General features: G+C 72.8%; 8 protein-coding genes, 2 rRNA genes and 1 pseudogene. All 11 read right to left on the bottom strand.

Annotated features, from left to right (window positions below):
- Positions 1–285: pseudogene (locus tag GVV75_RS09770) on the bottom strand (hypothetical protein); the annotation flags it as partial.
- Positions 286–377: 92 nt separating this feature from the next.
- Entirely contained in the window at positions 378–1,307 is a 930-nt protein-coding gene (locus GVV75_RS09775) for a copper transporter (protein WP_159626419.1), read from the bottom strand.
- Positions 1,308–1,353: 46 nt separating this feature from the next.
- Positions 1,354–2,556: a putative cytokinetic ring protein SteA gene (gene steA, locus GVV75_RS09780; protein WP_159718447.1), complete on the bottom strand. Its 1,203-nt coding sequence runs from the start codon at positions 2,554–2,556 to the stop codon at positions 1,354–1,356.
- On the bottom strand, positions 2,553–4,382 hold the full coding sequence (gene recN / locus GVV75_RS09785; protein ID WP_159814562.1) for a DNA repair protein RecN: 1,830 nt from the start codon (positions 4,380–4,382) through the stop codon (positions 2,553–2,555). Before recN ends, steA begins: the two co-directional genes overlap by 4 nt.
- Positions 4,379–5,245 carry an NAD kinase gene (locus tag GVV75_RS09790; RefSeq protein WP_159524628.1) on the bottom strand — a complete coding sequence of 289 codons (867 nt, stop codon included), beginning with the start codon at positions 5,243–5,245 and terminating at the stop codon, positions 4,379–4,381. The genes recN and GVV75_RS09790 overlap by 4 nt, the downstream gene beginning before the upstream one ends.
- 50 nt (positions 5,246–5,295) lie before the next feature.
- Positions 5,296–6,165, bottom strand: coding sequence for a TlyA family RNA methyltransferase (locus GVV75_RS09795; protein WP_159524623.1), 870 nt, complete (start codon positions 6,163–6,165; stop codon positions 5,296–5,298).
- A gap of 8 nt (positions 6,166–6,173) precedes the next feature.
- Positions 6,174–6,404, bottom strand: coding sequence for a hypothetical protein (locus GVV75_RS09800; protein ID WP_159626428.1), 231 nt, complete (start codon positions 6,402–6,404; stop codon positions 6,174–6,176).
- Positions 6,405–6,417: 13 nt separating this feature from the next.
- Positions 6,418–7,470 (bottom strand): HAD-IIA family hydrolase, encoded by a 1,053-nt coding sequence (locus tag GVV75_RS09805; RefSeq protein ID WP_159814563.1) that lies wholly within the window; start codon positions 7,468–7,470, stop codon positions 6,418–6,420.
- Positions 7,467–9,011, bottom strand: coding sequence for a hypothetical protein (locus GVV75_RS10510; protein WP_328703551.1), 1,545 nt, complete (start codon positions 9,009–9,011; stop codon positions 7,467–7,469). Before GVV75_RS10510 ends, GVV75_RS09805 begins: the two co-directional genes overlap by 4 nt.
- 1,171 nt (positions 9,012–10,182) lie before the next feature.
- Positions 10,183–10,300, bottom strand: a 5S ribosomal RNA gene (gene rrf / locus GVV75_RS09815).
- A 259-nt stretch (positions 10,301–10,559) separates the two neighbouring features.
- Positions 10,560–10,796, bottom strand: a 23S ribosomal RNA gene (locus GVV75_RS09820); the annotation flags it as partial.

Below are 10,796 nucleotides of genomic sequence, written 5' to 3' on the forward strand. Positions count from 1 at the left end.
GGAGCGGGCGGTGAGCGCGCTCGGCCGGGCGAGCGCGCCCGCGCGCCCGGCCGCCGCGGTGGCGCCGATGGCGGTGGCGATGCCTCCTCGCAGTGAGACCGTGCGCCCTTGGTAGTTGGGGCGCTCAAGCCGCCTGCACCTGGGCAGGGCTCGCAGGAGCGCGGAGGCCCCGGCGCTCCAGGCGAGGCCGCTCGTCGCGGCGGCGATCGCCTGGCGGGCGGGCGAGGCCTCGCCGCGAGGGCGGCTCGGGCGGCGGCTGCCTCTCGGGGGCGGTGCGGCGGTCATGGGCCCAGGCTACCGGCCGCGGGGCGCGCCGCTGGCGCATTGACGGGTCCCGGGTGGCCTCAGGGCGGTCAGGGCGGTCAATGCCCCGCGGCTCAGCCCTTGGAGGGGATGGGGGGCATGACGGCGTCGGCGCCGTCATCGAAGCCGTAGGAGCCTCGCGTCCCGCCCAGGACGGCGGCGATGGCCAGCGGCGCGGAGACGGCGGCGCTCGCCTGGCCCACGGAGTCGATCGTGGTCGCCTTGGCCTTCTTCTCGCGCATGACGGCGACGATGTCGCGCTCGTCGTCGGCCCCTCCGACGATGACGGCGGGCCCTCCCGCGGCCACGCCGGTGAGCGCCGCCGCCCAGGCCGTGCCGGTGGCATCGGCGCCGGGAGTCGGGGTGGCGCCCGCGGCGCCGGCCTGGGCCGAGCGCGGCCCCACGACCACTACGGCGTCGGCCTTGGTCATGAGCTGGGAGTTGACGGTCATGAGGGGCGTGTCCGAGGCGGTGAGCAGGTCGCGCAGCGCGGTGGCGCTGGAGTCGTCCGTGGTCAGGGCCTTGGCCAGGCCCTCGCCCAGGATCCCGTTGGGGTCCTTGGACACGGCCTGGCCCAGGTTGCCGGCGAACTGGCCCGAGTAGGCCGAGCGGAATGACTCCCGGCTGGGATCTGTCCACACCGAGGTCAGGGTCACGCGCCCGGTGGTCTTGCCGCCCGCGGCCTCGATCTGGGAGGTGACGAGCTGGACATCCTCGTCCTGGGCGTCGGGCAGCGCCACGATGGCGACGCTGCGGCCGCTCAGCGTTCCAGGCAGGTAGGAAGCCGCGGCGGCGGTGATGTAGGCGTCGCGATCGTTGAGAGCCGCCGAGGCGGTCTCCAGCTGGGCGTGCGTGGCATTGCGGTCCTCGCGCAGCGACTCCACCTGGTTGTGCAGGGCGTCGCCCAGCGAGTTCTGCAGGGGTCCCGCGCCCAGGACGATCCCGACGGCCAGGGCGAGGAAGACCGAGATGAGGGAGACCAGGTGGTAGCGGAAGTCGATCATGTTGCGTTCCTTGCGTGCATCGACGGATTGCGCGGGTCGCGGATCGTCACAGGGACGGGGTTGCCGGGGACAGGCCCACGAGAGACCTCAGGAAGTTGATGAAATCATCCCAGGTGGCGCCGAAGAGGCCAAGGAAGGTCTGACCGGCGGGGGTGGACTGGAGCGCCGCCCACAGGGCGAGCAGCCCCGCGAGGGCCAGGAAGAACAGGTGCCAGCTGGAGATGCGGGTGCGGTAGAGCCGTGAGACACCTTTGGCGTCGATGAGGCGTCCTCCGACCTTGAGACGGGTCAGGAAGGTGGAGGACATGCCGGCCCTGCCCTTATCGAGGAACTCCAGGAGGGTGGCGTGGGTGCCCAGGGCGACGATGAGCTCGGCGTCGGCCTCATCGGCCATGAGCATGGCGATGTCCTCGCTGGTGCCCGTGGCCGAGAACACCACGTGGTCGACGCCGAGGGCCTCCACTCGGGCGAGGCCGGGGGCGCGCCCATCGCGGTAGGCGTGGACGACGATCTCCGCGCCGCTGCGCAGCGCCTTGTCCGAGACGGAGTCCATGTCGCCCACGATCATGGTCGGCTTGAACCCGGCCTCGATGACGGCATCGGCCCCGCCGTCGACGCCGATGATGACGGGCTTGCAGTCGCGGATGTAGGCGCGCAGGGCCTTGAGGTCCTCCTTGTAGGAGTAGCCGCGCACGACGACCAGCACGTGCTTGCCCGCCATGGAGGTGCGGATCTCGGGCATGCCGATCCCGTTGAGCAGCAGGTCGCGCTCGCGCTTCATGTACTCCATGGTGTTGCCGGCGAAGGCCTCGAGCTGGACGGCCAGGCCCTCCTTGGCCGCCTCCATGGAGGCTTCCACGCTCGCGGGCGTCTGCACGGCCCCCTCGGCGACGATCGCCTCCTCGCCCTCGAGACGCACCGCGCCGTCGGTGACGGTGATCCGATCGCCCTCGCGCAGCCGCATGATGTCAGCGCCCAGGCCATCGACGAGGGGGATCCCGGCGTCCACGAGGATCCCGGGCCCGAGGTTCGGGTATCGGCCGGAGACGGACGGCGCGGCGTTGAGCACTGCGGCGGGCCGCTTCTCCACGAGGGACTCGGCGGCCACCCGGTCCAGGTCCGAGTGGTCGATGACGGCGATGTCGCCAGGGTTGAGGCGCTTAACCAGGTCCTTGGTGCGGGCATCGACGCGGACGACGCCGACTGGCTGGCCGTCCGGGGAGGAGTGCTTGTGGAACGGGAACCTCACGCGCTCGATTCTGCCATGGAGGCCTCTGCCAGGAGTTCCGCGGCGTGCCGCAGGGCCGCCTCGGAATCGTCGTGGCCGGACAGCATCCGCGCCAGCTCGCGCTCGCGGTCAGCCCCTGTGACCCGGGTGACCCGCGTGCGCGTGGTCCTCGTCCTGTCGCCGGGGTGATCGCCGTCCGGGGCGCCGCCGCCTGCCGGGGTCTCCTTGTGGACGACGAGGTGGGTGTCGGCCCAGGCGGCCACCTGCGCCAGGTGAGTGACGACGATGACCTGGTGGCCGCGGGCCAGTCGGGCCAGTCGCCGCCCGATCTCGCGCGCGGCCTTCCCACCGACGCCGGCGTCGATCTCGTCGAACACGAAGGCGCGGGCGTGCTCCCGATCCGGTGCCGCGCCGCCGTCCCGCGCGCCGGGGGCGGGCTCGATTCTGGTGGCGTCGGCCAGGACGACCTCCAGGGCCAGCATGATCCGGGAGAGCTCTCCACCGGAGGCTCCCTTGCCCAGCGGCATGGGGGTCGCGCCGGGATGCGGCGCCAGCAGCAGGGAGACCGCCTCGGCGCCGGTGGGCCCGGGCTCGTCGAGCGCTTCGAGGCCGACGACGAGCCTGGCCCCGCTCATCCGCAGGCCCTCGAGCTCGACGGTGACGGATTCCTGGAGGCGCTCGGCCAGCGCGGCCCGGGCGGCGCTCAGCTCGGTGGCGGTCGAGTCGAGCTCGGCCTGGGCCCGCGTGAGCGCCTGCTTGAGCCCCTCGGCGCCGTCGGAGGGCCCGTCGATGCGGGCGAGGCGGTCGGCGGCGCTGCGGCCCCACTCCAGGAGGGCGTCGACGCCGTCGATCCGCTCCTCGGCGCCACCGGTCTCACGGCACAGGCGAGTCAACTCGGCGCGGCGCTGGTTAACCCAGGCCAGGCGCGCTGGGTCGGCATCGAGGGCGGAGAGGTAGGAGCCCAGGTCGGCACCGATGTCAGCGCTGAGGATGCCGAGCTGGCGGATCCTGGCCGCGAGCTCGGTCAGGGCGGGGTCGAGGCCGTCGACGCCGGCCAGGGCGCGCCCGGCGGCCGCGATGAGGGAGGCGGCGTCGACGGCCTCCGAGCCGCCCGCGGCCGGATCGGCGTCGGCGCTCAGGGCGGCGGCCGCGGCGGCCGCGGCCAGGCGCAGGTCCTCGGCGTGCTCCAGGCGGCTGGCCTCGGCCTCCAGGGCGCCGTCTTCCCCGGGGGCGGGGTCGGCGGCCTCGATGGCCTCCAGCCAGGCGCGCAGGCGGGCGGCCTCCTCAGCGCGCGCCTGGGATCCGGCCTGCCACTGCGCCAATTCCTCGGCGGCGCGCGTCCGCCGCCGGTAGGCGTGGGCGTAGCGCCGGCACAGGGCGGCGTGCTCGGCCCCGCCGAGGGAGTCCAGGGCGGCGCGCTGGGCGGCGGCGGAGCGCAGGCGCAGCTGATCGGCCTGCCCGTGGACGGCCACGAGCCGCGCCCCGACCTCGCCCAGGACGGATGAGGGCACCGAGCGCCCCCCGAGGTGGGCCCGTGAGCGGCCCTCGGCGGGTACGGCGCGCGTGGCGATGAGCAGGTCGTCGTCAAGCTCGGCGCCGGCCTCGGCGGCGCGGCGGCCGGCCGGCGAATCGGGGTCGATGAGGAAGGCGCCCTCGACGAGGGCCCGCTGGGCGCCGGCGCGCACGACAGCGGCCTCGGCGCGCTGGCCCAGGAGCAGTCCCAGGGAGGTGAGCACCATGGTCTTGCCGGCGCCGGTCTCACCGGTCAGCGCGGTCAGGCCGGGGCCGAAGCGCAGCTCAGCGGATTCGATGATCCCCAGGTCCTCGATGCTCAGCGACTCGATCAACGGCCCAGCCCGTTCTCGCTGGCCGCCCGCCATCCCTGCACGGGCAGATCGAATTTGCGCACGAGCCGACGGGAGAAGGGGGCGTTGTTGAGCCGCGCCAGGCGCACGGGGCGCTCCGCTCGGGTGACGCGGATGCGGCTGCCCGCGACGACGTCGAGGCTGCGGCGCCCATCGCACCAGATCTCGGCGCCGTCGAAGCCTGTGGAGTCGACGACGACCTCCAGGCAGGAGGACGGCGCCACGACGAGGGGACGGGTGAACAGGGCGTGGGCGGCCATGGGGATCAGGAGGAGGGCCTCGACCTCGGGCCAGATGATGGGCCCGCCCAGGGAGAAGGCGTAGGCGGTCGATCCGGTGGGAGTCGAGATGACCAGACCGTCGCAGCCGAAGGAGGAGACGGCCTGCCCATCGACGCCGACGGCCAACTCGAGCATGCGCGCGCGGTCGCGCTTCTCCAGGGCGGCCTCGTTAAGCGCCCAACCGTGCTGGATGGCCCCCTCGGGGCTCTCCACGGTCACCTCTAGGGTCATGCGCTCCTCGACGGTGTACCGCCCGGCGACGAGCGCGGCGACGACGTGCTCGACGGCGTCAGGATCCGCCTCGGCGAGAAAGCCGACGTGCCCGGTGTTGATGCCCATGAGGGGCACGTCCTTGTCGCGGGCGATCTGACTGGCGCGCAGGATGGTGCCATCGCCGCCCAGCACGAGGACGAGGTCGATGTCCCCTGAGAAGCGGTGGTCGACGGACTCCACGCCGTGATCGCGCAGGGCGGCCTCGGCGCGCGCCCCAACCGTGGCCGTGGAGGCGGAGCGCCGCTGCCCGGGCGGCACGGGCTGGTCGTTGACGTCGCGCCTAACCACCATGACGCGCGCGATCCCGTGGTCGCGCCGCCGGTCCGGGGCTGTCGGTTCGTTCATCGGCTGGTCGTCCTCCCTCGTCTGGATCCCTTGCCATCGGGGCCCTCGGCGACGGCACGCCCGGCCTCGGCAATCAGGTCTTCGCCGGTCAGGTCCTCGCCGATCCCGGCACCGCCGGCGCGCATGGACAGAAAGTACTCGACGTTGCCCGAGGGGCCCGGCAGGGGCGAGGCGGTGATGGCGTCGATGCCGAGCCCCAGGCCGTGGGCGCGCTCGGCGACGGTGAGGATCGTCTCGAGGCGCAACTCGGGATCCCGGACCACTCCCCCGTGCCCGAGCCTGTCCTTGCCGATCTCGAACTGAGGCTTGACCATGAGGAGCAGGTCGGCGTCGTGGGCGGCGGCCCGCAGGAGCGGTTCCAGGACGAGGGTCAGGGAGATGAAGGACAGGTCGCCCACCACGAGCCCGGGCGCTGGGGCGACGGCGGCGGGGTCGAGGGTGCGCACGTTCGTGCGGTCCAGGACCCGCACGCGGGGGTCGGATTGGAGGGACCAGGCGAGCTGGCCGTAGCCGACGTCGACGGCGACGACGCTGGCCGCGCCGCGCCGAAGGAGCACGTCCGTGAAGCCGCCGGTGGAGGCTCCGGCATCCAAGCACCGGCGCCCCTCCACCACCGGGGCGAGGCCCCTGGCCCCCAGGGCGTCGAGCGCCCCGGCGAGCTTGTGGGCGCCCCGGGAGACGTAGTCGTCCCCGCTGGGGGTGATGACCTCGATGGCCTGCGCTGGGTCGACCTGGCGGGCGGGCTTGGTGACGATGGCGCCGTCGAGGGTGACGCGGCCGTCGGTGATGAGCTGTGCGGCATGGGCGCGCGAGCGGGCGGCGCCGCGCCGAACGAGCTCGGAGTCGATGCGGATGAGCCGTGCCATGGGCCGCTTCAGCCCTCGGCCAGGCGCAGGGCGGAGCGGAGGTCCTCGGCGAGGTCCGCCAGCCCCTGGGCCCGCGCCTCCAGCGGCTCCTCGGCGAGCGCGCCGAGCCGCTCGGCGACGCCGGCGCCCTCCTGGGAGGCCGCGGCGAGGCGCTGCTCGCGGGGAGGGGCGGGCAGTGGTGCGGCGGGGATCGCCCCGCTGGGCCCATGGACGGGGCCTGGCGCGTGCTCAGTGCTCATCTGGGATACCCGTTCAGGCCGCGACAGTGATCTCGGGGAGGCTGAGCGCCTGGGCGCCCGCCTGGGCGCCGTCGGCGCTGGCCCAGGCGGCGGCGGCGAGCGCGCGGTAGGCGTCGAGGGTCACGGTGATAGGGCTCTGGAGGGGGCCGGCCCCGGCGAGCTCGAGGCGATCGCCGCTCACGCGGGCGCGCTCCCGGCCGACGCCCCACCAGGCCCCGTCGCGCATGGGCTCGGGATGGGCTTCGATGAGGCCGCGCAGATCGGTGTGGAGGAAGGCGGGGCGCTCGGCGGGGTCAGCCAGGATGACGTCGCGGGCGGTGTTCACCCCGGTGAGCACGTGAAGACCGGGGATGCCCGCGGAGCGGGCCCCGACGTGGTCGGTGTTGAGCCGGTCCCCCACGGCGATGGGGCGCGTGGCGCCGCTGCGGGCCAGGGCGCGCTCGTAGATGCCGGGGAAGGGCTTGCCCCCGGCCAAGGCCTCCTTGCCGGAGGCATGGGCGATGGCCGCCACGAGGCTGCCGTTGCCCAGGGCGAAGCCGCGCTCGGTGGGCAGGGTGGCATCGAGGTTGGTGGCCACGTGCAGGGCCCCGGCCGTGATCGCGTAGAGGCCCTCGGAGAGCATGGCCCAGTCGACGGCGGGGTCCCAGCCCTGGACGACGGCGGCCGGGCGGTCCGCGGCGGTGTCGGTGAGGGTGAAGCCCTCATCGAGGAGAGCCTGGCGCACGCCGTCGCCACCGACGACGAGGCACAGCGAGCCCGGGGCGAGGCGCTCGGTGAGCATGACGGCCGCGTCCATGGCGGCGCTGAAGACCTCACCGGGCTCGGCCTGGATGTCATTGGCGCGCAGCTTGTCGACGACGGCGCGCGGGGCCCGCGAGGCGTTGTTGGTGACGAAGCTGAGGCGCATGCCCGCGGCCCGGGCCGCGTTGACGGAGTCGGCGGCGTGCGGGACACGGGCCGCGCCGGCGAAGCAGACGCCGTCGAGGTCGAGCAGGGCGCCGTCGTAGGCGCTGGCCAGGGGGGAGGCGCTCCCCAGGAGGCCCGGGGGCAGGGGTGCGGGGCTCATGCCTGCGCCTCCTCGCCGTGGGCGCCGTCGGAGTCCTGAGCCGCGCAAGTGCCCGCGTCAGCGGGGATGCCGTGGGACTGGAGGTGCTCGATGAGCTCGTCCTCAATGGCGTCGGCACCACGGGGGGCGCTGGGGCCCTCGGGGGCGCGCTCACTGGCGCGATCGACGACGTCGCCGGGATCTGAGTCCTCGGTGGCATCGATGTCATCGGTGGGGGCCTCGGCGAGGCTCTCCTCCTGCTCGGGGCCATCGGCCGACTCGGGCTCGTCGGTCGCGGCGGCCTGGGCCGCGCGCTCCTCCTCGGATTCCTCCTCGACGTCGTAGACCTCGACGTCCGGCTCGGCGGCCTCGGGGGCCTCGCCGATGCGCTCGCGAATGGCGTCGGCCTCCTGGCCGCGCCCGAGGTTCTCGAGGCGGTCGGCTCGTACGGAGTGGAGCCGGCGCAGGGTCTCCCGGTCCCCGCGGAAGAGGCGGATCGCGTCCTCGACGACGACGAGTCCGAGCTCGTCCTGACCCATCTCGTGGCGCACGCCGGAGACGACCATGGCGATCTCGGCCTCCTCGACGTCGTCGAGTTGCTTGGGGTCGGCCTCCGCGGCTGCCTTGAGGGCCTGGTTGTAGCGACCGAGGGCCCGCTCGCAGTCGGCCTCGATGGCGCGGTGGAGGTCGAGGCCGGAGAGCCGGCGCGCGGCGCGGATGTCGCGCAGGGCGTCGGAGAAGTGCTCGGAGAGGTAGGCGGCTATACCCGCCGCCTCGCGGACCACGGCGATCCTGCCCGCGTGGGAGGCGGCGTAGCGGGCGTGCTCGTAGGCCGCCGCGGGGTCTGTGTCGAGAAGGCGCTGAACCATCACCAGGTGCTTGGCCACGTTCTCAGCGTTCGCCCGCCCGAGTGCCCGCAACTCGCGCCTCGCGGAGGCGTCGAGCTGCGCCGGCTGGACGTCGTCGGGAACGCGGGGCTCAGGGACCCTGTTGCGCTGGGGGGCGCGAGCGCCGCCCGCTACGGGGCGGCCGTAGCGGCGGTCGCCCCCGAAACGCCCGTCACGAGAACCCCCGGCCCCCGCCCGGCGATCATCGCCGAAGCGGTGAGGGCGGCGATCCGAGCGGTCCCCACGCTCCGGGCGCTCGCCATAGCCGCGATCGCGGTAGCCCCCGTCACCGTAGCGGTCCTCACCTGAGCGGTACGAGCCCCGCCCACCATCACGATAGCCCCCGTCACCGTAGCGGTCCTCACCTGAGCGGTACGAGCCCCGCCGCCCGTCCCGGCGATCATCGCCGGAGCGGTCCTCACCTGAGCGGTACGAGCCCCGCCGCCCGTCCCGGCGATCATCGCCGGAGCGGTAGGAGGATCGGCGCTCGGAGCCGTCCCCGTGGCCGCCATCGCGGTAGCTCCCTGAGCGCTCATCGGACCGGTAGGAGCGGCGCTGCTGGCGCCCGCCGTCGAAGCGGTCGCCACCCCGGGCTCCGAAGCCATGGCGGTCGCCACGCGCACCGCCTGATCGGTGCCCGCCTTCGTTCCTGTGATACGCCCTGTCGTGAGCCATGGTCCTTCTTCCTGTGGCTGACTGCCGGGGAACCCCGCAGTCCTTCTGGCGCAAGCCTACTCAGGGCGCGTAGCGTGCCGCGCATGCGGGATGGGTGAGATGCGCCCCCAAGCCAGGCCCGGCAGCCTCATGCTCACCCACGGGTGAAAAGCCCTCAAACACGCCGCGGGTGGTGGGCGGGGTGCTGACCACTCTTTAGGCCCTCTTGGCGGACGCGGGGTGACGAAGCGGGGCAACAAAAAAAGGGGGGGGGCCGGGCCCCCACCACCGCGCCCCCCAGACCCCTACAACCGGGCCCCCCAGGGCCCCGCCACCGGGGCCCCCGGGCCCTCCTGCTTATCGAGTGATTCTCGGGGCCTGAGCCACCCCTTGTCGCGCGACGCGTTGGTGAGCGCCGGTCAGGGAAGCGACCCATTTTTCAGGCCTGACGCGCCCCCGGGCACGGGACCGGTCGCCGAAAGACTGATTCAGCCTGTGAAGTCAGGGACCATCCATCATGGGGGTCAACGACATCGGCGTGCTCATCGGCATCGGCGTGCTCATCGGCATCGAGGCCGGCAAGCCCGACCATTGGGACCCAAGGACCGCTACCCCAAGCCAGCCACCGCGGCGCGCGCGGCCCCCGGCCCACGAGCGAGCACGAGCCAGCACGAGCGAGCACGAGCCGCCCCCGGGATACCGCCTCACCCCGCACAAACCGCCTCAAACTGCAGAAACCGTCTCACCTCCGCAGATACGGCCTCAAACTGCGAGAATGAGGGCGCAACGCCGGGCCGAGACGGTATCCCCGGGGGCAGACGGTATCCCCGGGGGCAGGCGGTGTCCCCGGGCCCAGGCTCCCGCCTGGAACCCCCGGGTAGGCGGGGTACCGACCACTACCTGAACCCTCTTACCGGACGCGAGGCGACAAAGCAAGACAACAAAAAAGGGGGGCCCCAGCCCCCCCCACCGGGACCCCCAGGGCCCCTAGCCCCCAGGGGCCCCACCACCGGGACCCCCAGGGCCCCACCGCCCCCGGGGGGCACGGGGGGGCACCAAAAGAAAAAGGTTGGTGGGCCCTGTTCTAGCGCTCAACACACGCCCTTCAAGACCTGCCGCATCGCTCAGCGATACAACATCCCTTAGGACGCGTGGAACAACCCAGAACAGGGCCCACCACCATCATGTGTATGCCCGGCGGTGTCCTACTCTCCCGCCCCCTGGCAGGGACAGTACCATCGGCGCTGGGGGTCTTAGCTTCCGGGTTCGGAAAGGGAGCCGGGCGTGGCACCCCCGCTATGACCACCGGGACGTCTATCAAATTCAACCACCAACCACACCACCCACCAACAACAGGAGAATGATCATAGCCCGTGGTATGGCCGGCCCACCCCACCACACACCCACGATCAAGAAACGAGGGCGTTGTTGTTGGGGGGTTGGGTCCGGGTTGGTCGTGGACCGCATAGTGAGCGCGCGTCTATGATCCCATCAACCACACCACCACCACCAAGCCCCCCCCCAAACAAGGGACGACCCGTAACAAATGATGGCGCGTCGTTATCGTGTGTGTGTGCTTGTATCGGCCGATTAGTGCCAGTCAGCTCGATGGCCCTTACAGGCTGTCCACTCCTGGTCTATCAACCCAGTGGTCTACTGGGGGCCTCCCACCCCACGAAGGGGGCGTGGATACCTCATCTTGAAGATGGTTTCCCGCTTAGATGCTTTCAGCGGTTACCCGTCCCGAACGTAGCCAACCAGCCGTGCCCCTGGCGGGACAACTGGCACACCAGAGGTTCGTCCGTC

It is taken from the genome of Actinomyces sp. zg328 (genome assembly GCF_009829635.1).
Lineage (GTDB): Bacteria > Actinomycetota > Actinomycetes > Actinomycetales > Actinomycetaceae > Actinomyces > Actinomyces marmotae.

What these genes read in the sequence shown, in the direction of transcription:
- GVV75_RS09775 (WP_159626419.1), bottom strand. Translation starts at nt 1,307, where the DNA reads ATGATCGACTTCCGCTACCACCTGGTCTCCCTCATCTCGGTCTTCCTC.
- GVV75_RS09790 (WP_159524628.1), bottom strand. Translation starts at nt 5,245, where the DNA reads ATGGTGGTTAGGCGCGACGTCAACGACCAGCCCGTGCCGCCCGGGCAG.
- GVV75_RS09795 (WP_159524623.1), bottom strand. Translation starts at nt 6,165, where the DNA reads ATGGCACGGCTCATCCGCATCGACTCCGAGCTCGTTCGGCGCGGCGCC.
- GVV75_RS09800 (WP_159626428.1), bottom strand. Translation starts at nt 6,404, where the DNA reads ATGAGCACTGAGCACGCGCCAGGCCCCGTCCATGGGCCCAGCGGGGCG.
- GVV75_RS09805 (WP_159814563.1), bottom strand. Translation starts at nt 7,470, where the DNA reads ATGAGCCCCGCACCCCTGCCCCCGGGCCTCCTGGGGAGCGCCTCCCCC.
- GVV75_RS10510 (WP_328703551.1), bottom strand. Translation starts at nt 9,011, where the DNA reads ATGGCTCACGACAGGGCGTATCACAGGAACGAAGGCGGGCACCGATCA.